Raw genomic sequence first — 24,793 nt, 5'->3', positions numbered from 1 at the left:
GCGAAGACGCGAGCTACCACCCGGTATCGTGGGGCAATCATGCTTGTACTCGCCGTCGACACCGCGACCCCCGCCGTCACCGCGGGACTGGTGGAACTGGGACAGGCCGCGGACGGTTCGGTCGACGCGGCCGGGTCACGCACACTGGCCTCGCGGATCACCGTCGACGCGCGCGCCCACGCCGAGGTACTCACCCCGCAGATCCTCCAATGTCTCGACGAGGCACAACGTTCCAGGACCGATATCGAGGCAGTCGTCGTCGGCGTCGGCCCCGGCCCGTTCACCGGGCTGCGGGTGGGCATGGCGACCGCGGCGGCGTTCGGTGACGCGCTCGGCCTGCCGGTGCACGGGGTGTGCAGCCTCGACGCGCTCGCCGCCGATGTGGCCGAAGCGGCCGATCTGCCCGCCGCCCGGGAACTGCTGGTGGTCACCGACGCGCGCCGCCGCGAGGTGTACTGGGCCCGCTACCGTGACGGAGTTCGCATCGCTGGGCCCGGGGTGATCAAGCCCGCCGACCTCGCCCACGATGGCGCCGGTGCGGTCGCGGGATCCGCATCGCACGTCGACTACTTCGATCTGCCGGTGATCCCGGTGGAGACGCCCTCACCGGCCGGACTGGTCCGCGTCGCCGCCGACCGGCTGCTCGCGGGTGCGGCGCCCGAGCCGCTGACGCCGTTGTATCTGCGCAGGCCCGACGCTGTCGAGAAGGCCTTCCGCACGCTCGACCGGACGGGAGCGTGACGGTGACCGAATCACCGGGCCGCGACGCCGAAACCAACGCTCCCGACATCAGTGTCGTGCCGATGACCGAGGCCGACATCGCACGCTGTGTGGAGCTCGAGCAGGTGCTCTTCCCCGAGGACGATCCCTGGCAGGCGGTGTCCTTCCACTCCGAACTCGCAGGCGCGCACAACCGCTACATCACCGCCCGCGACAGCGCGGGGCGGATGGTCGGTTACGCGGGCATCGCCTTGCTCGGCGACACCGAACATCCCGAAGCCGAAGTACACACCATCGGCGTCGATCCCGACTGTCATCGCGGCGGCATCGGCACCATGCTGCTCAACGCGCTGCTCGCCGAGGCGGGCAAACGCGGCGGCCCGGTGTTCCTGGAGGTGCGCACCGACAACGCGCCCGCCATCGCGCTCTACGCCAAGCACGGATTCCACATCATCGGCTTGCGCAAGAACTACTACCATCCCAGCGGCGCCGACGCCTACACCATGCGCAGGCCGGAACTCACCGCGCAGGGCCGGGAATGGCGCGCGAGCCAGATCGACGAGGTGTTGTCGTGATCGTCATGGGTATCGAATCCTCCTGCGACGAGACGGGTGTGGGCATCGTCCGGCGGCATCCGGACGGCAGTTGCGAACTCCTCGCCGACGAGGTCGCCTCCAGTGTCGACCAGCACGCGCGCTTCGGCGGCGTGGTGCCCGAAATCGCCTCTCGCGCTCATCTGGAGGCGATCGTGCCCGCGATGCGGCGCGCGCTGTCGGCGGCGGGCATCGTCGCGCCCGACGCGTTGGCCGTCACCATCGGCCCCGGCTTGGCCGGGGCCCTGCTGGTGGGCGTCGCGGCCGCGAAAGCCTATGCGGCGGCGTGGGATGTGCCGTTCTACGCGCTCAACCATCTCGGCGGCCACGTGGCCGTGGACACCCTCGAACACGGCCCGATGCCGCCGTGTGTGGCGTTGCTGGTCTCCGGCGGCCATACCCATCTGCTGCACGTGACCGATCTCGCCGAACCGATCGTGGAACTCGGCAGCACCGTCGACGACGCGGCGGGTGAGGCCTTCGACAAGGTCGCCCGGCTGCTCGGTCTCGGCTTCCCCGGCGGGCCCGCGCTCGACGCGGCCGCCCGCAGCGGCGATCCGCGCGCGATCGCCTTCCCGCGCGGCATGACCGGGCCGCGCGACGCTCGCCACGACTTCTCCTTCTCCGGGCTCAAGACCGCGGTCGCCCGCTATGTCGAAGCCGCGCAGCGCGAGGGCGTCGCGCCGGACCGGCTGCCGATCCCGGATATCGCCGCCTCCTTCCAGGAAGCGGTGGCCGACGTGCTCACCATGAAAGCAGTGCGCGCGGCGCAGGACGTCGGAGTCGACACGCTGGTGCTCGGCGGCGGCGCCACCGCCAATTCCCGGATCCGCTCGCTGGCCGAGGAACGTTGTGCCGCGGCGGGCATCACGCTGCGGGTGCCCAAGCCCCGGCTGTGCACCGACAACGGGGTGATGATCGCCGCGCTGGGCGCGCATGTGATCGCCGGCGGCGCGCAGCCTTCGCCGCTCACGGTCGCCAGCGATCCCGGTCTCCCGGTGTCGGTCAGCCAGATCTCCTGAGCCACGGTCCCTCGGCTCGGCCCGGACGGCTCGGCCCGGTGATCGGCCCGGACGGCTCGGCGGCGATGCGGGGTGTTACGCGATGCGCTGTTCGCCGGTGGTCGAATCATGCACGGCCGAACCGGATTCGGCGGGCGGGAAAGGCAGCCTGGTCCTGGCGGGGGACTGGGTCGGTGCGGACGGTGTCGGCGAGGTGATCGTGGGCGGCGTGGCGGGGCCTTGTCGATTCTGCTCCTGGGGAGTCGAATCCGGCTCGGGCGCCTGCTGGTCCAGCAGGTCGCCGAGCAGTTCGGGGAACGGGATCGGCGGGAGATTCGGATCGGGGCGCAGCGTCGGCGGGGTGCTGGGTGTGACGGAACCGGTGATGTCCGGCGCGACCGCGTCCGGGGTGGTCGTCTGCGGTGTCGTCGGGTTGTCGGGGACGACTCCCGGCACGGGGCCGACGGCGGTGGCGCCGCTCGGCGGCCGGGTGGCGTTCGGCTCGGCGACAGTCGGAGTGGTGGTCGTCGGGGTGGCGGGCAGACGGGCGCTGCTGGTGGTGCCCGCGGGGGAGACCTCGTTGCCTGCGGTCGGCGCGAGAGTCTTGATGCCGTAGCCGATGATCAGCCCGACCACCACGACCGCGCACGCCAGCACGCCTGCCACCTTGGTGAACGTGCTCGCCGAGGACTCCGTGCCGATCTGACCGATCGGAACCGCCGTCGGCTGCGCGGCGTCGGCGACGAGCGCTGCGCCTTTGGCGATCACGGCTTCCGGATCGTCCACGGTGATCACCGGGATGTCGAGCCTGCGTCCCAGGGTGTGCGCGAGCGACGGGATGTTGGCGCCGCCGCCGACGAGGGCCACCGCCTCCGGCGCGCGGGGGGAGCGGGCGAAGGCCGCGGCGACGTAGGCGGCGGTGTCGGCGAGCAGGCCGCCGATGAGGACCTCGAAATCGGCCCTGGTGAGCTTGAGCGGACGGCCCGCCACATGGTCGATCGTGACGGCGGGCGCCACCGACAGATGCTCTTTGGCGGCGCGGCCGCGATTGATCAGCATGGCTCGGTTCGGACGGGTGCCGCGGCGGGCGAAGTGCGCGTCGACCAGGTGGTGGTAGATCAGCTCGTCGATGGCGGTGCCGCTGATCGCGTGGGTGCGCTGGGAGTGCAGCACGGTGTCGTCGGCCTGCTCGGCGACGGTCACGCTCATGCCGGTGGCGCCGAGGTCGACCAGGGCGATGGTGTCGTAGCGATCGGTCAGGCCGGTGTGGCGCAGGTAGATCAGCGCCGCGTTCGCCTCGTGGACGAGTTCGAGTTCCCGCCGCTTGCCGATGGCCGAACGGATGACCTGGGCCTGCTCCCTGCTGCGGTAGGCGACCGCGACGCTGGTGGGCGGCGGCTGCGCGGGCGCGGACGGGTCGGCGTCGTGCTCGCCCGCGCGCCGCACGCCCGTCGAATGGGTGGGCCACGCGGCGTCGCGCCCGGGCGGGGTCACCGGAAGCTGGGTGGTCATCAGGTCGATCGAGGAGGCGACGAGATCACCGATGTCGGACTGGGCGGCGTCCGCCGAGACGACGCGGTAGTCGAAGCTCTGGGCGCCGTTGGCGGCGGTGGTGACCAACGCCGAGCAGACGACCTCGTTTCCGGCGGAGATGCCGAGGGACGTTCGCATGTTCACCTCCCTTCAACGGACGGGTGAGGGTCGCGGGACGAATGGAGCAGCTGGGGCGGTGGGACAGTGGGGCGCAACGCTTCGTGACGATGGTCCGGCCGTAGGCCGGGCCCTGAGGCCCGCACCGATGCGGGCTCAGCACGACTCGACGGCCGTGGCACGGTCGTCGCCAATACTGTCACAATCCGTTATCCGAACGTTACAGTTTCCACGAACCTATGGAAAGTCGGCGGAAGAATTGGCACCGCCCGGCCTTGAGCGCTGGCACTCTCATGTATAGAGTGCTAGTGACGCGGTTGCCCACCACGGCAACCGATGTCGAACGCAGTTGTGACTACTGAGCAGGGGTCCCGGCACCCGCGACGACGGGGCTATGCGCAGGGTCACCCACCGTGACCGAACCCGATGGTCCGGGACAACAGTCCCGGACGACGTATCCCCTGAAAGTGGAGGGCTCAACGTGGCGAGCGTGAACATCAAGCCGCTCGAGGACAAGATCCTCGTCCAGGCCAACGAGGCCGAGACGACGACGGCCTCCGGCCTGGTCATCCCGGACACGGCGAAGGAGAAGCCGCAGGAAGGCACCGTCGTCGCTGTCGGCCCCGGTCGCTGGGACGACGAGGGCGAAAAGCGCATCCCCCTGGATGTCCAGGAGGGCGACACCGTCATCTACAGCAAGTACGGCGGCACCGAGATCAAGTACCAGGGCGAGGAGTACCTGATCCTCTCCGCGCGCGACGTGCTGGCTGTCGTCAGCAAGTGATCGCGCTCGACGCGGTCCGATCAGGCCCGCGTCACCCGGACCCGTCCGGGATCGAGTCGTAGCGACGTGCCCCGGTTCCCCCGCAGCGGGGCCCGGGGCACCGTCGTTCCAGCCCCCATTCAAGGAAAAGGACTCATGGCAAAGCAGATCGAGTTCGACGAAAAGGCTCGCCGGGCTCTCGAACGCGGCGTCGACAAGCTCGCCGACGCGGTCAAGGTCACCCTCGGCCCGCGTGGTCGTCACGTGGTGCTCGCCAAGGCGTTCGGCGGACCGACCGTCACCAACGACGGTGTGACCATCGCGCGTGACATCGACCTCGAGGATCCCTTCGAGAACCTCGGCGCCCAGCTCGTCAAGAGCGTCGCCACCAAGACCAACGACGTCGCGGGCGACGGCACCACCACCGCCACCGTGCTGGCGCAGGCGCTGGTGCGCGGCGGCCTGAAGAACGTCGCCGCGGGCGCCAACCCCATCACCCTGGGCTCCGGCATCGCCAAGGCCACCGACGTGGTCTCCGAGGCACTGCTGGCCGCCGCTACCCCGGTCTCCGGCGAGCAGGCCATCGCCCAGGTCGCGACCGTGTCCTCGCGGGACGAGGAGATCGGCGAGATGGTCGGCAAGGCGCTGAACACCGTCGGCAAGGACGGCGTGGTCACGGTCGAGGAGTCCTCGACGATGCAGACCGAGCTGGTCGTCACCGAGGGCGTGCAGTTCGACAAGGGCTACCTCTCGCCCTACTTCGTCACCGACACCGACACCCAGCAGGCCGTGTACGAGGACGTCCTCATCCTGCTGCACCGCGAGAAGATCAGCTCGCTGCCCGACCTGCTGCCGCTGCTGGAGAAGATCGCCGAGGCCGGCAAGCCGGTGCTGATCGTCGCCGAGGACGTCGAGGGCGAGGCGCTGTCGACCCTGGTGGTCAACTCCATCCGCAAGACCCTCAAGGCCGTCGCCGTGAAGGCGCCGTTCTTCGGTGACCGTCGCAAGGCGTTCCTCGACGACCTGGCCGTGGTCACCGCGGGCACCGTGATCAACCCGGATCTGGGCATCACGCTGCGTGAGGCGGGCCTGGACGTGCTCGGGTCCGCGCGCCGGGTCGTCGTCACCAAGGACGAGACCACGATCATCGACGGTGCGGGCACCGCCGAGGACATCGCCGCTCGCTCCGCGCAGCTGCGCCGCGAGATCGAGGCGACCGATTCGGACTGGGATCGCGAGAAGCTCGAAGAGCGCCTGGCCAAGCTGGCGGGTGGCGTCGCGGTGATCAAGGTCGGCGCGGCCACCGAGACCGCGCTCAAGGAGCGCAAGTACCGGGTCGAGGACGCGGTGAGCGCGGCCAAGGCCGCCGTCGACGAGGGTATCGTGCCCGGCGGCGGCACCGCCCTGGTACAGGCCGCGACCAAGCTGATCGAGCTGCGCGACTCGCTGTCCGGCGACGAGGCGGTCGGCGTCGAGGTCGTACGTAAGGCGCTGCAGGCGCCGCTGTTCTGGATCGCCACCAATGCCGGTATGGACGGTGCGGTCGTGGTCGCCAAGGTCGCCGAGGGCAAGGAAGGCTTCAACGCCGCCACGCTGACCTACGGTGATCTGCTCACCGACGGTGTCGTCGACCCGGTCAAGGTGACCCGCTCGGCCGTGGTGAACGCCGCGTCCGTGGCGCGCATGGTGCTCACCACCGAGAGCGCCATCGTCGAGAAGCCCGCCGATGAGGCCGACGATCACGGTCACCACGGGCACGCGCACTGATCCACCGATCAGGTCGTGAACCCACGGCGCCCCCGGTCGTTTCGACCGGGGGCGCCGTCGTGTGCGCACGGCCGACCAGCCGGGGCGTTCTCCGCGTAGCCGCAGACACCGCGCGAGAACGCCCCTCGGCCTGCCTCCGGCGCGGTCGGCTTCGACGGCGCGCTCGTCGATCGAGTCGGGGAGAGCGCGCAGGGGAGACGGCGGCGGACAGCCGCGATCGAGGAAAAGGACATCGGGAACGAGTTCCGGGGAGGAAAGTCCCGGCGGATGAGGTGTCAGGGGAACGGAATTCGAGGACGATATCCGTCGAACGGCCTCAACCGGCGGTCGGAGAGTCCTCGGCGGCGACGGCCGCGAGAAGGCGAGCCCGTAATGCGGGCGGTGGGGCGGTGGCGGTCACCTCCGCCAGCGCGGCCAGGGCGTCCCGGGTGCGCAGTACTTCGGCGCGGAATCCCGCTCTGGAGGCGGGATCCTCGTCATCGAGCACTTCGTGCAAGGCGTGCTGGTCTGCGTCGTCGATCGATCCGAGCGCGACGGCGTGCGCGAGATCGATCCGAGCGTCGGTCAACTCACGTCACCCCCAAACTTTTCTTCAGTCGTGTCAAACCATCCCTGATCCGGGATTTCACGGTCGGCAGGCCGACCCCGAGGTGCGCGGCGACCTCGGCGTAGGTGCGCCCACCGTAGTAGGCCAGCGAGATGGCCTCGCGCTGGGTCTCGGTGAGGTCGGCGAGGCCGGCGAGCACAGCGCGCTGTTCGGCTCTGCGCTCGACTTCCTCCACCACCTGGTCGAACTCGTTGTCGCCCGCCCGCGCCCCGTAGGCGGATTCCCGCAGGGTGTGGGCCTGTTCGGCGCGGACGCGGTCGACCGCGCGCCGATGGGCGAGTGTCATCAACCAGGTCATGGCGGAGCCGCGAGTGGAATCGAAATTCGCTGCGGTGCGCCATATCTGGAGGTAGACCTCCTGGGTGGTCTCCTCCGCGTACCCGGGATCCTGGAGCACCCGGAGCACCAGACCGAACACGCGTGAGCTCGTCCGGTCGTACAGTTCTGCGAAAGCGGTCTGGTCGGCCTGGCCGCATCGGCGCAACAGCGCGGCTAGTTCGAGGCTTTCGGTTACACGTGCCGACACCGCAGACTCCACACCAGGTGGGGTGGCTCCTCTTCGGACCGAGTCGCCCTCTGCGGCCGACGGCCGCGTCGTCACAACGCTCCATTCTGTGTCATCGGTCACTACGTTAGCGCGCCGCTATCGCCGGCGCACCCGGTGGGTGCCGGAAACCGTCAGTGGCTCAGCAATTTTGCGGCTATGTTGTGGCAACTCGCGACACGCCGGGCGTGATACGAGCCGGCGGCCCGGGGGACGCCCATAGTTGTCGGAAACATGGCCCGGGTCTCGGGCATCTCGCCCTCGACCGTTTCGCGCCCGTCCATCTCGCACCTGACCGTCTCGGCTCGCCGAATGTGTCGGCTCGGGAGGTTCTCGATGGGACGAAAGCGGGGCCCGATCCGGCGTCGGGTCGGTTTCCGCAAGGCATTCGGCGCAGGTGCGGGCGCCGGATGGGTCGCGGTCTGCCGGATGGGGCGCGGTCTGTCAGACGGCCATGCGGCGACGATTGCGCCGGGCGTGCAGTTCGCGTTCGGTCTCGGACATGCCGCCCCAGATGCCGTACGGCTCACTCACCTTGAGCGCATGGCTGCGGCACTGCATCAACACCGGGCAGGCGCGGCAGATCTCCTTGGCGCGCATCTCGCGCGCGGTGCGAGCCCGGCCGCGTTCGCCATCGGGGTGGAAGAAGACCGCCGAGTCCACGCCACGGCAGGAACCGCGCATCTGCCAGTCCCAGACGTCGGCGTTCGGTCCGGGGAGGTGGGTCGGCATGGGCATGGTGAACTCCTTGTGATGCGAGCTCGTCAGCGTCGTCGAGCAGTTGTCTTCTGCACAGTCATCGGGTACGGCCCGATCGGCCGTGGCCGTGGGTCTCGCCCGCCGGGAGGTCGCTGCAATTTCGCGCGGCGCCCGTCGTGGCGATGAGCTACGTTAGGGCCAGCCGTGAATTTCCGTCAATAGTTCGACGCGCCGGCTTTCCAAATCGGAGAAGGTGAAAATTAACCTCCGCACTGTTTACATTCATGCTTCAGTCCGGTACTACTGGACGGTTGCCCGAGAGAACGCCAGTGTGCGATCGCAAAGTGATCTAGCGGGTAACCCCAGCTAGATCCTTGTTTTTGAGACTGTGCGCGCGTTGCTCGGCTCACGTTCGGTTCGGGGGTCGGTGTGCTGGGGACCGCCCAAACCAGGTTGGGCGGTATGTTTCAAGATGGCGCGAACGGGGCGCGCAGGTAAATTGCGGGAAACGGATGTGAATTCGCGACGGTGTTGGTCGCGCTACTCGTCCGGGAGATTTACCCGATAGAAACATGGCGCCGGAGTGGAAATGCTGATTGTTTGCCGAAGGGGCCACGCGGGCTCCGGGCACGGTTCGGCTCCGCGGTGCTCCGGGTTACGCTGCGGCCCGTGTTCGTACCAGTTCCGCTAGCGGATACTCGATTCGAAATCCTCGTCGACGCGGCGTTCGGGGCCCGGCCGGCTGTGGCCGCTGTCGGGTTGCCGGCCGTCTCGGACCCCTTCGCGACCTGGCTGCGCGCTGTCGCGCTCGGTGGTCAGGGGCGATACGCGGCGGCCAGGGCGGAACTGGCGCGGGTGCTGCGGCAACGCCCTGATCCGGTGTTGTCCTCCCTGGCCGCGAGCACGACGGGATCACTGCTGCGTCAGCTGGGTTGGCACGCCGCCGCTTCCGGCTGGGACGGCCGGGCCGCCGCGATGGTGCTGCCCGGGCTCCTCGCGGTGAGCCCCGAGTCCGGGGCCACGAGCCCGGACCGGGTGGACGCCGCGTGCGACGCGCTCACCGGTCTGGCCGCCGACGCGCTCGGCCTGGGCAGGCTGGATCTGGCGGCCCGGCTGCTGGAAAGGGTCCGGGCGTTGCTCGGCGACGACGAGACCGTCCGGGTGCGGGCTCGGATCCGCTTGTGTTGGGTCCGTGCCGAGACCGCGCTGGCGGGTGGCGACGCGGTCCGGGCGCTCTCGCACGCCGAAGCCGGCTCGCGGCTGGCCGAGACGACACTCTCGGCGCGGCATCGGATCAAGTCGGCACTGCTCGTCGCCGCGGCCACCGCGGCCGCGGGAGACCACGGCCGAGCCGCCGAACTCGCCGAGGCGGTCGGCGAGCGGGCGGCCGAGCACGGTCTGCTGCCGCTGCGGTGGGCGACCGCCATGCTCGGATCCGGCGTGGCGGCCACCCCCGAGGACCGGACTTGCGCGGCGGCCGAAGCGAATTCGTACGAGCAGATGATCTTGCATCTGGGTGGACGATTCCGACCGGCCGGGACGTGCTGAAAATCACTTCCGAGGCCGCGCCGGTTGTTGCGACAAGAGCCCACAGTGCTCGGGGCAGGGGGTGGTGTCGCTATTGTTGTTTCCGTTCCGCCGGTTCGGCGGAAGCACCGGTCGCTCGCAGACCGTGCCACTCGTAACGCCAGGAATATCTCTGACGATGACGCATACGGGCGAAGAGTTGGACCTCGCCGTCACTGCCGCTGCGCAGGGCGACAGGGCCGCTCTAGCTCAGGTACTGGGGCTGGTCCGTCCGCTCGTTGTCCGTTACTGCCGCGCGCGTATCGGCGCGGCGGAACGCGGTCAGCTCTCAGCGGACGATGTCGCGCAGGAGGTATGTCTGGCTGTGATGACAGCCTTGCCCAGGTATCAGGACCAGGGCAGGCCCTTCATGGCCTTCGTCTACGGAATCGCTTCGCACAAGGTCGCCGACGCCCATCGCAACGCCGCCCGTAACAAGGCGGAGGCAATGGCCGAAGTACCAGATGTCATATCCACCGACCACGGCCCGGAACAACGAGCTCTCGAATCGGAGACGAGCAGGCAGATGAATCGTCTGCTCGCGACTCTGCCCGAAAAGCATCGGGAGATCTTGGTCCTGCGCCTGGTCATGGGTTTGTCAGCGGAAGAAACCGCAGCCGCCGTGGGCAGTACGGCGGGGGCGATACGGGTTGCCCAGCACAGGGCGCTCGCAAAACTGAAGGCACAAGTGGCGAGGGCAGGTGAAATGTATGGCTAGGGATGGCGAGCGCGGTCGGGGCGACTGGAAGGCGCGGCGCGGATCGCGGAACAGCGGTCCCTACGCCGGGGATGCTGGTGATGCCGGACCGGTGGACATCGCTGCGGTACGCCGCGACGATGCGCTGATCGACGCCATCGTGAGCGGCGGTCCGGTACAGACCGACAGCGCGGAGGAATTCCAGCTCGCCGCGCTCCTCGCGGACTGGCGGACCGAGCTGATCGACCCGCCGATGCCGAGCGCACCCGATCTGGACGCGGTCGTCGCCGCGGTCAACCAGGAGATCGGCGCTCGTAAGGTCCGTGTCGGCGCCCAGGCGCGTGGGAAGCTACGACTGCTGTACCCCATCACGGGAGCGGCCGCCGCTCTCGCACTGATCATCGGCGGAACCACCGCGTTCTCCTACAGCGCGGAGCCGGGCGATCCGCTGTGGCGGGTCAAGGAGGTCGTGTTCAGCGAACAGGCCCAGACCACCGTCGTGCAGCGTGCCGACAACGAGCTCTCGCAGGCGGAACAGGCTCTCGAACAAGGCAACTACAGCCAGGCCGCCGCCCTGCTGGAACGCGCGCAGACCAATGTGGGCCAGGTCAGCGACAACAGCAAGAAGCAGGAGCTGGAACGCGCGTGGCAGGTGTTGCTGACCGACCTGCGCGAGAAGTCCCCTGAGCTGGCGACACAGCTGGAACAGACGGTGCAGCCGTCCACTGTGCCGCGGCCCGGTACCACCGTCACGGTGGATCCGACAACCGGCAACACTGTGACGATGCTGCCGCCGAACCAGGGCACCACGGATCCGGTGAACCCGACGCAGGCGGTCGAGCCCTCGGACACGCCGGATGCGACCCTCGATCCGACCGATCCGGCCGAACCGTCCACGCAGCCGCCGACCGAGCCGCCGGCCACGAACCCGGCGACGACACCGCTTCCGCCGACCACGGCGCCGAGCAACGGCGGCGGCCTGCCGTCGGACATCATCCCGACCCTCCCGTCGGCCGGCATCCCGCTGCCGACCGAGATCCCGACGCAGTTGTTGCCGCCCGGCATGCTGTCGCCGGGGCCGACGACCTGACGGATTCCGTCACGAACTCACGAGAACCGACCGCCTGCCAGGCGGTCGGTTCTCGCGTTCGTCCGGGGGTTTGCTTCGTGGGTGCTGCCGGGAGAGTCCCCGTGCGCCGGGCGGCGTGCGGACAGCCTCGGCGTGAGCGGACCCGTGCGAGCGCGCATCATCGTGCCGGGAGGAAGACCCGGCCGAACACCCCGCCGAAGGCGAGGTGGGGGGACTCAGCTGTCGAATCCGTCGAATCCGTCGCCGTGGAACGCCTCGTTCATCGACGCGTCCGCGTAGCCGCGACAGTAATCCCACGTGACGTAGGCCTCGGGGGTCGGATCATAGGCGGGCTCGTGCGGGCGCACCGTGCCGTCCACCAGCAATTGCAGCAGATTGGCGCGCAGCATGTCCCAGTCGTGGTAGTGATCTTGTCGGCAGTCCTCGCAGCTGACCACGAGCCCGCGGATGCCACGGTGGGCCAGTAACGCTTCGTAGACCGCGAGGTCGGCGAGATCCTCCTCGACCGCAAGGCGCTCGTGGGGATCCAGCGGTTCGCCCGGCTCGATGGCATCGAGCGCGGCGGACGGGTCGGAGGGGTCTCCGGCGAATGGATCCGGCGGCAAGCCAGGTGGTAGATGGTCACGCACACACCCACGGTACGCAGAACAGGGTGGTCTGCGCCAGCGCTGCCGCGCGCCAGTTTCGTGGGCAGGCTCGGTCCGGGGCCGGTTCGCTGTACAGATACCATGATGGGCAGGCGCTGGAGAAGTACCCGACACGCTGATCCCGCTGCCACCGTCCATTCCATCAGTTGTGCGCGACGCCGCTCCCCGGCGCCTGCCGCTGTTCGACGTCCAGGAGGGGTCGATCCGAATGAGTAATCCCGTACCGGGCGAACGAATCGCAGTCCGCCCCCCTACGGGTGGCGACGATCCGAACAAGATCGCCATGCTCGGGCTCACGTTCGACGACGTGCTGTTGCTGCCCGCCGCTTCGGACCTGATTCCCAGCTCTGTCGAGACCTCCAGCAACCTCACCAGAGAAATCCGGCTCCGGACACCGCTGGTGAGTTCGGCCATGGATACCGTCACCGAGGCCAGGATGGCCATCGCCATGGCGCGCGCGGGCGGCATGGGTGTGCTGCACCGCAATCTGTCCACGGCCGATCAGGCCGCACAGGTGGAGACCGTGAAGCGCTCCGAGGCCGGCATGGTGACCGATCCGGTGACCTGTCGCCCGAGCGACACCCTCGCCGACGTGGACGCCATGTGCGCGCGGTTCCGCATCTCCGGCCTGCCGGTGGTCGACGAGACCGGCGCGCTGGTGGGCATCATCACCAACCGCGACATGCGTTTCGAGGTCGACCAGAACCGCCGGGTCGCCGACGTGATGACCAAGGCCCCGCTGATCACCGCCCAGGAGGGCGTGACCGCGGAGGCCGCGCTGGGGCTGCTGCGCCGCCACAAGGTGGAGAAGCTGCCGATCGTCGACGGCAACGGCAGGCTGCGCGGCCTGATCACCGTCAAGGACTTCGTCAAGACCGATCAGTACCCGAACGCCACCAAGGACCGCGACGGCAGGCTGCTGGTCGGCGCCGCGGTCGGGGTCGGCGAGGACGCCTGGTCGCGGGCGATGACGCTGGCCGACGCCGGCGTGGATGTGCTGGTGGTGGACACCGCGCACGGTCACCAGTCGCAGGTGCTGCAGATGGTCGCCAAGGTCAAAGCCGAGGTCGGCGATCGCATCCAGGTCGTCGGCGGCAATATCGCCACCAGGCAGGGCGCCGCCGCGCTCGTCGAGGCGGGTGCGGACGCGATCAAGGTCGGCGTGGGCCCCGGCTCGATCTGCACCACCCGGGTCGTCGCCGGTGTCGGCGCGCCGCAGATCACCGCGATCCTGGAGGCCGTCTCGGTCTGCAAGCCCGCGGGCGTGCCGGTGATCGCCGACGGCGGCATCCAGTTCTCCGGCGATATCGCCAAGGCCATCGCGGCGGGCGCGTCGACGGTGATGCTCGGCTCGCTGCTGGCGGGCACCGCCGAATCACCGGGTGAGCTGATCCTGGTCGGCGGCAAGCAGTTCAAGAGCTACCGCGGCATGGGTTCGCTGGGCGCCATGCAGGGCCGCGGCCAGGCCAAGTCGTTCTCCAAGGACCGCTACTTCCAGGACGACGTGCTCGCCGAGGACAAACTGGTGCCCGAGGGCATCGAGGGGCGGGTGCCCTTCCGCGGTCCGGTCAGCCAGGTGATCCACCAACTCGTCGGCGGTCTGCGGGCCGCGATGGGCTACACCGGCTCGCAGTCGATCGCTCATCTGCAGGAAGCGCAGTTCGTGCAGATCACCGCGGCCGGGCTGAAGGAGAGTCATCCACACGACGTCACCATGACGGTGGAGGCCCCCAACTACACGGGCCGCCAGTAACGCTCGCACCGACGGCCGGAACCCGCCCGACACCGGGGTCCGGCCGTCACTGCTGTCCGCGATAGTCTCTCCACCGGCGCGAGACTGCGAGAACCATCACGCTCGCGACACCCCGCGTGTGGGGGAGTCGAAGCGAGCACGTTCGCGAGGATTCGGGGGCCGCGAACACGCCGTACTGCGACGGCACTCGGTCGGGCAGCGGCACTTCCGATACCGAAAGGACATTCACGTGCGCGACATGGTCGAGATCGGCATGGGCCGGACGGCCCGGCGTACCTACGAACTGGACGATGTGGACATCGTTCCTTCGCGGCGGACCCGCTCGTCGAAGCAGGTCTCGCTGGGCTGGCAACTCGACGCCTACCGGTTCGAGATTCCGCTGGTGACGCACCCGACCGACGCGCTGGTGTCCCCGAAAATGGCGGTGGAGCTGGGCAGACTGGGCGGGCTCGGCGTCATCAACGGTGAGGGCCTGTGGGCCAGGCACGCCGATGTCGAGGCCAAGATCGAGCAGCTGGTCGATCTGGCCGAGCAGGGCCGGTACGAGCACGCGGTGGCGTTCCTGCAGCAGTTGCACGCCGCGCCGCTGCAACCGGATCTGCTGGCCGCCGCGGTGGCCGAGGTGCGCGCCGCCGGGGTGACCGTCTCGGTGCGCGTGAGCCCGCAGAACGCCCGCCTGTTCACCCCCGGCCTGGTGCAGGCCGGTATCGACCTGCTGGTGGTGCACGGCACCATCATCTCCGCCGAGCACGTCGGCGACGGCGAGCCGCTGAACCTCAAGACCTTCATCGCCGAGCTGGATGTGCCGGTGGTGGCGGGCGGCGTGAGCGATCACCGCACCGCGCTGCACCTGATGCGTACCGGCGCGGCGGGCGTGATCGTCGGCTACGGCTCGTTCCCCGGCGCCACGACCACCGGCGAGGTGCTCGGCATCGGTGTGCCGATGGCCACCGCGATCGCCGACGCGGCGGCCGCGCGACGCGACTACCTGGACGAGACCGGCGGCCGCTACGTGCACGTCATCGCCGACGGCGACATCGCGACCTCGGGCCACCTGGCCAAGGCCATCGCGTGCGGCGCGGACGCGGCGATGCTCGGCGTGCCGCTGGCCGTGGCCGAGGAGGCACCCGGACGGGGCTGGTACTGGCCCTCGGCGGCCGCCCATCCCTCGGTGCCCCGCGGTTCGCTGCTGCAGGTCGAGGACCTGAGCCTGGACTTCGAGGGTGCGCCCGGCGAACAGCTGAGCAGGCCGAGCCTGGAGCGGGTGCTGTTCGGACCGTCCGACGATCCGTTCGGTTCGCTCAACCTGGTCGGCGGCCTGCGCCGTTCGATGGCCAAGGCGGGCTACTCCGATCTCAAGGAGTTCCAGAAGGTCGGCTTGAGCGTGCGTGCCTGACCTCGCACGCACCGGGGATGCCCGTGCGTTTCGGCGCCGGGCGCCTCACTAGACTGGGCCGGTGGCAGAATCCCAGAGACCGGTCCTCGTCATCGACTTCGGCGCGCAATACGCCCAGCTGATCGCCCGTCGGGTTCGTGAGGCGAGCGTCTACTCCGAGGTGGTCCCGCACACCGTCACGGTGGAGGAGATCACCGAGCGCAAGCCGCTGGCGGTGATCCTCTCGGGTGGTCCGTCGAGCGTGTACGCCGAGGGCGCGCCGCAGCTGGATCCGCGACTGTTCGATCTGGGCCTGCCGGTCTTCGGCATCTGCTACGGCTTCCAGGCGATGGCGCAGGCGCTCGGCGGCACCGTCACCCACACCGGCACCCGTGAGTACGGCCGCACCGAGCTCAATATCGACGGCGGCCTGCTGCACGGTGGTCTGCCCACGATCCAGCCGGTGTGGATGAGCCACGGCGACGCGGTCACCGACGCGCCCGACGGGTTCGAGGTCACCGGCACGACCGCGGGCGCTCCGGTCGCCGCCTTCGAGGACAGGGCCCGCAGGCTCGCCGGTGTGCAGTACCACCCCGAGGTGCTGCACTCCCCGCACGGCCAGCAGGTGCTCAGCCGGTTCCTGCACGAGCTGGCGGGCATCCCGGCTTCCTGGACGCCCGCCAGCATCGCCGAGAGCCTGATCGAGCAGGTCCGTGAGCAGATCGGCGACGGCCACGCCATCTGCGGCCTGTCCGGCGGCGTGGACAGCGCGGTCGCCGCGGCGCTCGTGCAGCGTGCCATCGGAGACCGGCTGACCTGTGTATTCGTCGACCACGGCCTGTTGCGGGCCGGAGAGCGCGAGCAGGTGCAGCAGGATTTCGTCGCCTCGACCGGCGCCAAGCTGGTGACCGTCGACGCGGTGGACAAGTTCCTGGGTGAACTGTCGGGCGTGACCGACCCCGAGCAGAAGCGCAAGATCATCGGCCGCGAGTTCATCCGCTCCTTCGAGGACGCGGTGCGTGAGGTCGTCACCGAGCAGGGCGAGGCGGACGGTGCGCTGCCGAAGGTGGAGTTCCTGGTGCAGGGCACGCTCTACCCGGATGTGGTGGAGTCCGGCGGTGGCTCGGGCACCGCGAACATCAAGTCGCACCACAATGTCGGCGGTCTGCCCGAGGATCTCGAGTTCGAACTGGTCGAGCCGCTGCGCCTGCTGTTCAAGGACGAGGTGCGCGCGGTCGGTCGCGAGCTGGGGCTGCCCGAGGAGATCGTGGCCCGTCAGCCGTTCCCCGGTCCGGGTCTGGCGATCCGCATCATCGGCGAGGTGAATGCCGACCGGCTGGAGACGCTGCGTCAGGCCGACGCCATCGCCCGCGAGGAGTTGACCGTGGCGGGGCTGGACGGGCAGATCTGGCAGTGCCCGGTGGTGCTGCTCGCCGATGTGCGCAGCGTCGGCGTGCAGGGCGACGGCCGCACCTACGGCCATCCCATCGTGTTGCGCCCGGTCTCGAGCGAGGACGCCATGACGGCGGACTGGACTCGGCTGCCCTACGAGGTGCTCGAACGCATCTCGACCCGGATCACCAACGAGGTGGCCGAGGTCAACCGGGTCGTGCTGGACGTGACCAGCAAGCCGCCGGGCACCATCGAGTGGGAGTGACGGCGCCCGGCGGCCTGCGGCTCTAACGCCTGCGCTGGGGTGTGATCACCAGCAGCAGGCCGATGACGATGGCGCCGATCACCAGGACCCAGCCGAGGGAGACGGCGCCACCGATGGTGGCGGCGCCGCCCGCCAGTCCCCAGACGCTGATGACCAGCGCCACGAATCCGGTGATCAGCAGTGAGACGGAGACTCGGCCGCGGCGCGCGCTCGCGGTGTCCTTGTGCTCGGTGTGCTCAGTCACGGTGCACCTCCACATTGCCCATATGGACGTCGATGTTCAGGTCGAGGACCGGGGCGCCCGGTGTGTTCGGGCCGGATATACCCGAAGGACACTGCATTTCGCCGATCGAGACGTCGCAGTCGGTACGCAGGGTCATGTCGGCGGGCACGAGGATACGCACCTCGCCCATCCGCACGTCGATGTCGACCGTACGGTCCTCGGTGAGCTGCACCGAGCGCAGGTCGAGCGTGGCATCACCCATCGTGAGCTGGTATCGCGACTCCAGGTCGGCGACCGATGCGGGGGCCCATTCGCGCGTGCCCATGGTGGTGCTGTCGATGTCGATCGGGCCGATCAGCGAAGCGAGCAGGACGAAGCCGGCCAGGGGAGCGGTCACCACGAGCAGGCCGTGGCCGCGCCGGAGGAACGCGCCCGCCACCAGACCCAGCCCGATCACGGCGAGCGCGACGGCGGCGATACGGCCCGGTGTCATCCACTCCACGCCCGCCGCGGCGAGCGCGCCCGCACCGGCGGCGGCCAGGATGGCCAGGCCGAGCACGACCGGGGTGAACCGGGAACGCGGTCGCTCCGGCTCGACGGTGGCGATCGGGCACGCCGGCGTGGGGTCCGGCAGATCCCAGGCCAGCGGAGCGACGCCCAGCGGATCCCAGGCCGGCGGGACCGGGGTGTCCAGGCCGGGCAGTCCGGTCGGCAGGGGGTCGCGGGTAGCGGTGGGCGATCCGCCGTCGCCGCTGGGCGATTTCCGGAGGTTCGGTCCGATGCCGTCCGCCGGGGCCGGGTCTGCCGTTTTCGGAGTGTCGCTCGCCTCTGCGGTGTCTTGCGTGGCGGCGGTGCCTTGCGTGGCGGGGTTGTCCGTGTCGGCGGGCTTCTCCGGATTCGGGCTCGTGGTGGGGGACGAATCGGATGCCGTGGCGGATGCCGAGGTGGACGGCTTCGGGTTTTCGGCTTCCGGGGCTTCAGGGGCCGCGGGGGTGGATGCGGCGGGATCGGAGACGGTCACGTCGGTCCTCGGGTCGGGCTCGTAGTACTCCGGCAGCTTCGTATAGGGCGTGTACATCGGCGGCGCCGGGGACTGCGCGGCCTGCGGGGGAGCCGACGACCCGAACGGCGAGTAGTACGCGCCGGGGGGCCGCGGCGGAGCGGCCGGGAACGCCGTCCCCGGATAGCCGGTCGCGGTCGTGGGGACGTCGTCGGCATCCCATGGACTGGTGCCCGGCGGCGGCTGCGGGAAGCGCATGAACAGCATCCACCAGCCCGCCAGCATCAGCGCGAGGCTGATCATCCCGGACCCGGCCATCTCGACCCCGATGGGTCCGACCGTGGTGACCGCGATGGCGAGCGCGACCATGAGCACGATCGTCTTGGTCTGCGACTGGCCGGTCTGCTCGCCGTACTGCTTGCGGCCGAACAGCGATTCGGCCGGTGAGAGCCGCTCACCCTCCTCGGCCAGCAGCAACCAGGCCAGCAGGTACAGCATGATGCCCGCGCCGCCGAACATGCTCGAGACCACGAACGCGACCCGGATCAGCACCGGGTCGACGTTGTAGCGTCGGCCGAAACCCGCGGCGACGCCCGCGATCGGGCCGTGCCGCGGAAGCCGCACCGGCCGCGTCCGCCATATCTGCTGGAGCTGATCCCCGAAGCTCGTTCTGGTCATGTTCTCCATGGTGAGCGCGGGTGCGGCCGATCGCATCGGGGGTAACCCTGAAAATCCACCGGACCCGCCGAGTCCGGCGGACCAGGGTCACCTCCGCCGATCACATGGTGAACGGGTCTCCCACGACTGCTCCTTCTGCGCTGACCTCCGTTGTGTCGACGGTGATCAGCGCGTACGGCTGGACGGTGAGCGGCCCTCCGCAGCCCGCCACGTGGATGTGGCGGTCCCGGCTGTAGACATAGCCGTCCGAACCCGGCGTGAGCGCGTGCTCGCCGGCCGGCACGTCGGTGACCTTGCCGGGCTCCAGCGTCAGGTCGACGCCAAGCCCCGCACCGAGACTCGGCCCGACACCGAGGTCGAGGTTCGGCACCAGGGACTCCACGCCCAGTGACAGTCCGACGCGCAGATCCGCGTTCATGTCGATTCCGGCGTGCAGGTCCAGCTCGGTGGTCAGATCGACCGCGCAGGCCACCAGGTAGCCCGCCTTCAGCAGGCCCGTCCCCTCGCTGACCCGCCCGTAGAAGGTGTTGTCGACGAAGACGTCGCGGTTGGTCGGCATCAGGTTGAGCGACGCGGCCGGGCGCACCTGGTGATCGCGGTGGCCGACGGTGAACTGCGCGCCGTCGGGTGCGGTGTAGGTGCGCTCGTGCGGCGGCAGTTGCGCCGCGTTCGCCGCGGGCGCCGCCGCGAGGACACAACCGGTGATCAGCGCGGCGACGAGCGCGCCCGTCTTTGCATACATGTGCTTCCCCCTCGATTCCACCCCGCCCCACGCGAGGTGCGCTCCCCGGTCTCATCCGGTTCGGTCGAAACGATCCTGCCCCGCTCAGCTGAAAGAAAGCTTGGAAAGTCTTTGCCGACAGCGGGTTTCGAGCGGGACGAGCGGTGTGCCCACCGCATGCCGCCCGCCCGGAGATGCGATGACCTGCGCGAACATCGGCCGGTAGGGGTGAAGATCAGGGGGAATCCCGATGCTCGGTGTCCGGTCGGCGTGCCAGTATCGAAGCTATGTACCCGACCGGTCCCATGTTCGAGGCCGCCCGCGGCGCAGCACCCGCCTGGGGGGATCCGGCGGTGCCCGCGCGCGGTTACGGGCCCACGCCGGTGCTCGATGTGGGCAGTCCGCCGGTGCGCCTGGTCCGGCGCTCGGGGGGACGGATCGTCGGTGGGGTGGCCGGTGGTCTGTCCGACCATCTCGGGCTGGACGTGTTCACCATTCGGATGGTGTTCGTCCTGCTGTCGGCGCTGGCCGGTGCGGGGATCGTCGCCTACGGCATGCTGTGGGTCTTCACCCCCGGCGGTTACGACTCCGACGAGCCCTCCGCCACCGAGCGCAGGCAGGCGATCGGCCTGGCGATGCTCGGGATCGGCCTGGCCATCGCGATCTCCTGGCTGATGAACGCGACCGTGGCCGCGAAGGTGATCGCGCCGGTCGTGGTCGTCGCGGTCGGTGCGGCGCTGGTGTGGCGTGAGTACGACACCGACGGACCGCGCTCGCTGTTCGGTCTGCCCGCCCGCCCGACGGTGATCACCTGGGCGCGCATCGTCGCCGGTACGACCCTGGTGGTGCTCGGTCTCGGTGTGCTGGTGCTGGCCCGCATCGATCTGAGCTCGCTCGGGTCGGCGCTGATCGCGGTGGTGGTCACGCTGGTCGGCGGCGGGCTGTTGACCGTGCCGCTGTGGCTGCGGATGGCCAGGGCGCTCGACACCGAGCGCGCCGCCAGGATTCGCAACGAAGAACGCGAGGAGATCGCCTCGCACCTGCACGATTCGGTGCTGCAGACGCTGGCGCTCATCCAGCGACAGGCCGAGAACCCGCACGAGGTGGTGCGGCTGGCGCGTAGCCAGGAACGGGAGTTGCGGCGCTGGCTGTTCGAGGACAGCGGGCCCGCGCACTCCAGTCTCGCCGCGGCTCTGCGCACCATCGCGGGCGAGGTGGAGGATCAGCACGGGGTGAAGGTCACGCCGGTCACCGTCGGCGACGTCACGATGGATGTCGCCGACTCGGGGTCCGGCCTGCCCAAGGAGCACTTCACGGCTCTGCTCGGCGCGGCCAGGGAGGCGATGGTCAATGCCGCCAAGCACGCCGGTGTGCCGACGGTCGACTTGTTCGCCGAAGTGGAGCCGCATCAGGTGAGCGTGTTCGTGCGGGATCGCGGCGCCGGTTTCGACCCGGCGGCGGTGTCCGCGGATCGGCAGGGACTGGCCAAGTCGGTCCGGGGGCGGATCGAGCGCAGGGGCGGCCGGGTGGAGATCCTGTCCACGCCGGGACGCGGCACCGAGGTTCGCATCTTCATGCCTCGCAGTGACACCGGTGCAGTCGGGCCCGACTCCGAGGCCGACGCCGACGCACGTGACGCCGCCGCGTCCGAGCCGGAGGTCTCCGACCCCTTGCCGCCGACAGACCCCCCGCCTGCGTCCGATCCGGCCCCGGCGTCTTCGCCGGGGTCGGGCGACTCCTCGTCCGTCGCCGGCCCCGTACCGCCGCGCGGCCGCGCGTCTGCGCACGAGTTCGCCTCGGGGTTCGGGTTCGCCTCGGGGGCCGGGAACTAGCAGATGTGGTACCGATGGTGTGCGGCCGGAGCGTGTCCGGGCCGGCGGACAGGTGAGGAGACGAACAGGTGACCGTGCGGGTCTTTCTCGTCGACGATCACGCGGTGTTCCGATCGGGGGTGCGGGCGGAACTGAGCCGGGAGGCCGATCTCGAGGTGGTCGGTGAGGCGGGCGGGGTGGCCGAGGCGATCGCCGGTATCGAGGGCACCCGCCCCGATGTGGTGCTGCTGGACGTGCACATGCCCGACGGCGGCGGGGTGGCGGTGCTCTCGGGAATCGAGGACGGTCCGGTGTGCCTGGCGTTGAGCGTGTCCGATGCCGCCGAGGACGTGATCGCGGTGATCCGCGCGGGTGCGCGCGGCTACGTCACCAAGACGATCTCCGGGGCGGAGCTGGCCGACGGCATCCGCCGGGTGGCCGGTGGCGATGCCGTGTTCAGCCCGCGGCTGGCCGGTTTCGTGCTGGACTCCTTCACAGGTCGTTCGCCGGTGCCCGAGCCGCCGCTCGACCCGGAACTGGATTCGCTGACGCCCAGGGAACTCGAGGTACTGCGCCTGCTGGCACGCGGCTACACCTACCGCGAGATCGCCGAGACGCTGTTCATCTCGGTGAAGACCGTCGAGACGCACGCCTCCAATGTGTTGCGTAAGACCCAGCAGTCCAATCGCAACGCGCTGACCCGTTGGGCGCACCGCCGCCGTATCGACTGAGGCGTACTCGCGGGCGGGATCCTCACATGGCGATGACGATGACGCCGATGATGATGATCAGCCCGATGAGCAGGCCGATGGTGACCGCGAGCGCGGCATTGGCCTGCTTGGGCGCGGCTGCCCGCCCGCGCTGGGCCTGCGGTGCGGTCGCGCCGCGATGCGGGCGCGGCAGCGGCGCCGAATGCGGGCTGCGCAGGCCGATGGAGCCGTTGCGGGTGGCCCAGGACGGAATGGTGCCGTCCTCGGTGCGCACCGGCGCGCCGAGGATGTAGGAGGCGGTGCCGGGTCCGAACGCGGCCGCGAGGATCTCGTCGCGCGCCTGCGCCATCGTCGGCCTGCGCTGCGGGGCCGGTTCCAGCATGTGCAGCAGCGCGGCGGTGAGCTCGCCGGTGCGCTGCGGCGGGATGATCTGGGCCATCGCGGCCCGATGCACCAGGACATCGCTGTCGTCGTCCATGCCGAACGGCGGCTGCCCCTCGATGGCGGTGTAGAGGGTGGCGCCGAGGGAGAACACATCGCTGGCGGTGGTGGGCTGCGCGCCGCGGGCCACCTCGGGCGGCAGGTAGGCGGGGGTGCCGGTGATGATGCCGTCCGGTTCGTCGGCGGCGTCGCCCGCGCCTCGCGAGATGCCGAAGTCGCTGAGCTTGGCGTAGCCGACGCGAGGACCGCGGTCGGCGACGAGGATGTTGCCCGGCTTGATGTCGCGGTGCACGATGCCCACCGCGTGCGCCGCGGCCAGCGCGTCGGCGACCTGCGCGCCGATCTGGGCGACTTCGAGCACCGGCAGCGTGTCGACCATACCGAGGGCCCGCGCCACGCTGCGCGAGGGTAAGTGTTCCATCACCAGCCAGGGTTCGCCTGCTTCGAGCACCACGTCGTAGACGGCGATGGCGTGCTCGTGGGAGAGCTTGGCCGCGACCCGGCCCTCGTGCACGATCTGTTCGCGGATGCGGGCGGCTTCGGCCTCCGGCAGGCCCGCGGTGGAAAGCACCTGCTTGATCGCGACTTCCCGGTCGAGCAGCCGGTCGTGGGCCAGCCACACCGCGCCCATGCCGCCACCACCCAGTTTGGCACGGAGGCGGTAGCGGCCTGCGACCAGATAGTCGGGGCCGACGATGGGACGGGCACGATCGATCATGGTGTGCAGGGTAGCCGAATTCGGTGGTAGGCGGCCTGATTCGCCTCGGCCCTCACCGCCCGCGCAGGAGTGCGGACAGGGGCGCCGCGGTGATCTTCCGGGGTGGTCTTCTGTTCTCAGGCATTCGAACGTATATTCGATGCAGATCGATAGCTGAAACGATGCTGGCGCTCGAAGTTCATCGCTCGGCTTCGCCGCGGGGCCATCGGGAAAGTGGGTGCTGGTGATGGGTGCGGACACACTGTATGAGGTCGAGAGACAGCGGCGGGAGACCGAGAGGCAACGGAAACTGGCCGAGTTGCGGCGCCGGATGGCGGCCGTGCCGAGCCGGGGTGAATCGTCGGCGGGCAGGCGGCCCGCGGCGCGGGATCAGCGCGAGACGCTACCGGTGCCGCCCGCCCTGGCCGATCTGCTGCCCGGCGGCGGGCTCGGCGCCGGGACGGTGGTGTCCTACACCGGGGCCCGATCGCTGCTGGCGGGCATGCTGGCCGCGGCGACCGCGCACGGCAAGCACGCCGCCGTCGCCGGGCTGCCAGGTTTCGGCCTGCTCGCCGCCGCGGAAATGGGTGCCGAACTGGGCAGATTGGCCGTGATCCCGGAGCCGGGACCGGACCCGGTCGAGATCGCCGCGGTCCTGCTCGACGGCATCGACCTGATCGTGCTCGGCCTGCGCGGAGCGAGCGTGCCGCCTTCCCGGGCCAGGGTGATCGCCGCCCGCGCCCGGGCCAAGGGCGCCACCCTGGTGGTCACCGACGGCCACTGGCCCGACGCCACCGTGCGGATGGACGCCAGGATCGCCGGATACGCCGGGCTCGGCGCGGGACACGGCAGGCTGCGCTCGTTCTGCCTCGACGTGGCGGCCGCGCATCGGGCGGGACCGCCGCGCTGCGGTCGAATCGAGTTGCGCCCCAACGGCGGTCGCGTGGATTGGTGCACCGTGGGCGGGGAGCAAACGTCCGGCGACCTCTCCGTCGCGCGCGGAGCGGTGTCGTGAGCCGCGCTACCTCGGCGTGACCGCGTCGGCGGCTCGGACTCGGGCGAATCGGGTGCTGGCGGTGTGGTGCCAGGACTGGCCCGCGGTCGCCGCGGCGGCCGCGGCCGGGGTGCCCGCGTCGCGACCGGTGGCGGTGCTGGCGGCGGGCCGGGTGTCGGCGTGCTCGGCGACCGCGCGGGCCGAGGGGGTACGGCGCGGCGCACGGCGGCGGGAGGCGCAGGTGTGCTGCCCGGATCTGTATCTGGCGCAGGCCGACCCGGATCGGGACGCGCGATTGTTCGATCCGGTGGTCGCGGCGGTCGAGGCGACGGCGCCCGGCGTCGAGGTGCTGCGGCCCGGACTGCTCGTGCTCGGCGCGCGCGGGGCCG

General features: G+C 70.1%; 24 protein-coding genes. 15 read left to right on the top strand and 9 right to left on the bottom strand.

The features are described 5' to 3' along the window. Positions 1–39 precede the first annotated feature (39 nt). From tsaB to tsaD, 3 genes are all read left to right on the top strand, one after another. Positions 40–741 carry a tRNA (adenosine(37)-N6)-threonylcarbamoyltransferase complex dimerization subunit type 1 TsaB gene (gene tsaB, locus NS3_RS18695; RefSeq protein ID WP_067861401.1) on the top strand — a complete coding sequence of 234 codons (702 nt, stop codon included), beginning with the start codon at positions 40–42 and terminating at the stop codon, positions 739–741. Positions 742–803: 62 nt separating this feature from the next. Further along, entirely contained in the window at positions 804–1,295 is a 492-nt protein-coding gene (rimI, locus tag NS3_RS18690) for a ribosomal protein S18-alanine N-acetyltransferase (RefSeq protein WP_067861532.1), read from the top strand. Further along, complete coding sequence (tsaD, locus tag NS3_RS18685) at positions 1,292–2,335, top strand: tRNA (adenosine(37)-N6)-threonylcarbamoyltransferase complex transferase subunit TsaD (protein WP_067861398.1); 1,044 nt, start codon at positions 1,292–1,294, stop codon at positions 2,333–2,335. Before rimI ends, tsaD begins: the two co-directional genes overlap by 4 nt. Positions 2,336–2,410: 75 nt before the next feature. On the opposite strand, the gene NS3_RS18680 is transcribed toward tsaD, so the two are convergent. Further along, positions 2,411–3,985: a DUF7159 family protein gene (locus tag NS3_RS18680; RefSeq protein WP_067861530.1), complete on the bottom strand. Its 1,575-nt coding sequence runs from the start codon at positions 3,983–3,985 to the stop codon at positions 2,411–2,413. A 460-nt stretch (positions 3,986–4,445) separates the two neighbouring features. Here NS3_RS18680 and groES point away from each other — a divergent pair, with 460 nt between their 5' ends. Then, positions 4,446–4,748, top strand: coding sequence for a co-chaperone GroES (gene groES, locus NS3_RS18675; protein WP_040704586.1), 303 nt, complete (start codon positions 4,446–4,448; stop codon positions 4,746–4,748). 135 nt (positions 4,749–4,883) lie between these two features. After that, complete coding sequence (gene groL, locus NS3_RS18670; RefSeq protein ID WP_067861397.1) at positions 4,884–6,494, top strand: chaperonin GroEL; 1,611 nt, start codon at positions 4,884–4,886, stop codon at positions 6,492–6,494. A 316-nt stretch (positions 6,495–6,810) separates the two neighbouring features. On the opposite strand, the gene NS3_RS18665 is transcribed toward groL, so the two are convergent. From NS3_RS18665 to NS3_RS18655, 3 genes are all read right to left on the bottom strand, one after another. Further along, positions 6,811–7,062, bottom strand: coding sequence for an RskA family anti-sigma factor (locus NS3_RS18665; protein ID WP_067861396.1), 252 nt, complete (start codon positions 7,060–7,062; stop codon positions 6,811–6,813). 1 nt (position 7,063) lies between these two features. Then, entirely contained in the window at positions 7,064–7,639 is a 576-nt protein-coding gene (locus tag NS3_RS18660) for a sigma-70 family RNA polymerase sigma factor (protein WP_067861389.1), read from the bottom strand. Positions 7,640–8,089: 450 nt separating this feature from the next. Next, complete coding sequence (locus NS3_RS18655) at positions 8,090–8,383, bottom strand: WhiB family transcriptional regulator (RefSeq protein WP_040794630.1); 294 nt, start codon at positions 8,381–8,383, stop codon at positions 8,090–8,092. A 630-nt stretch (positions 8,384–9,013) separates the two neighbouring features. Here NS3_RS18655 and NS3_RS18650 point away from each other — a divergent pair. From NS3_RS18650 to NS3_RS18640, 3 genes are all read left to right on the top strand, one after another. Further along, a complete protein-coding gene (locus tag NS3_RS18650) occupies positions 9,014–9,892 on the top strand; it encodes a serine/threonine-protein kinase (protein WP_067861385.1) in 879 nt (292 codons plus the stop codon). 157 nt (positions 9,893–10,049) lie between these two features. Continuing rightward, complete coding sequence (locus tag NS3_RS18645; RefSeq protein ID WP_067861384.1) at positions 10,050–10,628, top strand: sigma-70 family RNA polymerase sigma factor; 579 nt, start codon at positions 10,050–10,052, stop codon at positions 10,626–10,628. Beyond that, positions 10,621–11,697 carry an anti-sigma-D factor RsdA gene (locus NS3_RS18640; RefSeq protein WP_169811659.1) on the top strand — a complete coding sequence of 359 codons (1,077 nt, stop codon included), beginning with the start codon at positions 10,621–10,623 and terminating at the stop codon, positions 11,695–11,697. The genes NS3_RS18645 and NS3_RS18640 overlap by 8 nt, the downstream gene beginning before the upstream one ends. Positions 11,698–11,912: 215 nt before the next feature. Here NS3_RS18640 and NS3_RS18635 read toward each other — a convergent pair whose 3' ends face one another. Continuing rightward, complete coding sequence (locus tag NS3_RS18635) at positions 11,913–12,326, bottom strand: DUF5319 domain-containing protein (RefSeq protein WP_011207424.1); 414 nt, start codon at positions 12,324–12,326, stop codon at positions 11,913–11,915. A gap of 226 nt (positions 12,327–12,552) precedes the next feature. Here NS3_RS18635 and guaB point away from each other — a divergent pair, with 226 nt between their 5' ends. The 3 genes from guaB (at position 12,553) to guaA (ending at position 17,129) form a co-directional block, all read left to right on the top strand. Further along, positions 12,553–14,097 (top strand): IMP dehydrogenase, encoded by a 1,545-nt coding sequence (gene guaB, locus NS3_RS18630; RefSeq protein WP_281205917.1) that lies wholly within the window; start codon positions 12,553–12,555, stop codon positions 14,095–14,097. A gap of 229 nt (positions 14,098–14,326) precedes the next feature. Continuing rightward, a complete protein-coding gene (locus NS3_RS18625) occupies positions 14,327–15,493 on the top strand; it encodes a GuaB3 family IMP dehydrogenase-related protein (RefSeq protein WP_067861381.1) in 1,167 nt (388 codons plus the stop codon). A gap of 61 nt (positions 15,494–15,554) precedes the next feature. Then, positions 15,555–17,129 carry a glutamine-hydrolyzing GMP synthase gene (guaA, locus tag NS3_RS18620; RefSeq protein WP_067861376.1) on the top strand — a complete coding sequence of 525 codons (1,575 nt, stop codon included), beginning with the start codon at positions 15,555–15,557 and terminating at the stop codon, positions 17,127–17,129. Between the two features lie 22 nt (positions 17,130–17,151). On the opposite strand, the gene NS3_RS18615 is transcribed toward guaA, so the two are convergent. From NS3_RS18615 to NS3_RS18605, 3 genes are all read right to left on the bottom strand, one after another. Continuing rightward, on the bottom strand, positions 17,152–17,373 hold the full coding sequence (locus NS3_RS18615) for a hypothetical protein (RefSeq protein ID WP_067861372.1): 222 nt from the start codon (positions 17,371–17,373) through the stop codon (positions 17,152–17,154). Continuing rightward, positions 17,366–19,030: a PspC domain-containing protein gene (locus tag NS3_RS18610; protein WP_084495732.1), complete on the bottom strand. Its 1,665-nt coding sequence runs from the start codon at positions 19,028–19,030 to the stop codon at positions 17,366–17,368. Before NS3_RS18610 ends, NS3_RS18615 begins: the two co-directional genes overlap by 8 nt. Before the next feature lie 100 nt (positions 19,031–19,130). Beyond that, positions 19,131–19,772, bottom strand: coding sequence for an MspA family porin (locus NS3_RS18605; protein ID WP_067861371.1), 642 nt, complete (start codon positions 19,770–19,772; stop codon positions 19,131–19,133). Between the two features lie 266 nt (positions 19,773–20,038). On the opposite strand from NS3_RS18605, the gene NS3_RS18600 reads away from it, so the two are divergent. After that, positions 20,039–21,583 carry an ATP-binding protein gene (locus NS3_RS18600; RefSeq protein WP_174550491.1) on the top strand — a complete coding sequence of 515 codons (1,545 nt, stop codon included), beginning with the start codon at positions 20,039–20,041 and terminating at the stop codon, positions 21,581–21,583. A 74-nt stretch (positions 21,584–21,657) separates the two neighbouring features. Continuing rightward, a complete protein-coding gene (locus NS3_RS18595; RefSeq protein WP_157101422.1) occupies positions 21,658–22,293 on the top strand; it encodes a response regulator in 636 nt (211 codons plus the stop codon). A 22-nt stretch (positions 22,294–22,315) separates the two neighbouring features. Here NS3_RS18595 and NS3_RS18590 read toward each other — a convergent pair whose 3' ends face one another. Further along, positions 22,316–23,431 carry a serine/threonine-protein kinase gene (locus tag NS3_RS18590; protein WP_067861369.1) on the bottom strand — a complete coding sequence of 372 codons (1,116 nt, stop codon included), beginning with the start codon at positions 23,429–23,431 and terminating at the stop codon, positions 22,316–22,318. A 226-nt stretch (positions 23,432–23,657) separates the two neighbouring features. Between NS3_RS18590 and imuA' the strand changes: the two genes are divergently transcribed. Both imuA' and NS3_RS18580 read left to right on the top strand, forming a co-directional pair. Then, complete coding sequence (gene imuA' / locus NS3_RS18585) at positions 23,658–24,425, top strand: DnaE2-dependent mutagenesis accessory factor ImuA' (protein WP_157101415.1); 768 nt, start codon at positions 23,658–23,660, stop codon at positions 24,423–24,425. 16 nt (positions 24,426–24,441) lie between these two features. Next, positions 24,442–24,793: Y-family DNA polymerase (locus NS3_RS18580; RefSeq protein WP_444980680.1), on the top strand; the 352-nt coding region annotated here is incomplete at its 3' end.

The sequence above is a fragment of the Nocardia shimofusensis NBRC 100134 genome, from assembly GCF_001613125.1.
Taxonomy (GTDB): domain Bacteria; phylum Actinomycetota; class Actinomycetes; order Mycobacteriales; family Mycobacteriaceae; genus Nocardia; species Nocardia shimofusensis.
Note: the sequence above shows the minus strand (reverse complement) of the source record. Positions and strands in the feature narration are given on the sequence as shown.

Excerpts from the sequence above, each read along its gene's own strand:
- tsaB (WP_067861401.1), top strand. The coding sequence starts at position 40 with ATGCTTGTACTCGCCGTCGACACCGCGACCCCCGCCGTCACCGCGGGA.
- rimI (WP_067861532.1), top strand. The coding sequence starts at position 804 with ATGACCGAGGCCGACATCGCACGCTGTGTGGAGCTCGAGCAGGTGCTC.
- NS3_RS18680 (WP_067861530.1), bottom strand. The coding sequence starts at position 3,985 with ATGCGAACGTCCCTCGGCATCTCCGCCGGAAACGAGGTCGTCTGCTCG.
- groL (WP_067861397.1), top strand. The coding sequence starts at position 4,884 with ATGGCAAAGCAGATCGAGTTCGACGAAAAGGCTCGCCGGGCTCTCGAA.
- NS3_RS18655 (WP_040794630.1), bottom strand. The coding sequence starts at position 8,383 with ATGCCCATGCCGACCCACCTCCCCGGACCGAACGCCGACGTCTGGGAC.
- NS3_RS18645 (WP_067861384.1), top strand. The coding sequence starts at position 10,050 with ATGACGCATACGGGCGAAGAGTTGGACCTCGCCGTCACTGCCGCTGCG.
- NS3_RS18640 (WP_169811659.1), top strand. The coding sequence starts at position 10,621 with ATGGCTAGGGATGGCGAGCGCGGTCGGGGCGACTGGAAGGCGCGGCGC.
- guaB (WP_281205917.1), top strand. The coding sequence starts at position 12,553 with ATGAGTAATCCCGTACCGGGCGAACGAATCGCAGTCCGCCCCCCTACG.
- NS3_RS18610 (WP_084495732.1), bottom strand. The coding sequence starts at position 19,030 with ATGACCAGAACGAGCTTCGGGGATCAGCTCCAGCAGATATGGCGGACG.
- NS3_RS18605 (WP_067861371.1), bottom strand. The coding sequence starts at position 19,772 with ATGTATGCAAAGACGGGCGCGCTCGTCGCCGCGCTGATCACCGGTTGT.
- NS3_RS18600 (WP_174550491.1), top strand. The coding sequence starts at position 20,039 with ATGTACCCGACCGGTCCCATGTTCGAGGCCGCCCGCGGCGCAGCACCC.
- NS3_RS18590 (WP_067861369.1), bottom strand. The coding sequence starts at position 23,431 with ATGATCGATCGTGCCCGTCCCATCGTCGGCCCCGACTATCTGGTCGCA.
- imuA' (WP_157101415.1), top strand. The coding sequence starts at position 23,658 with ATGGGTGCGGACACACTGTATGAGGTCGAGAGACAGCGGCGGGAGACC.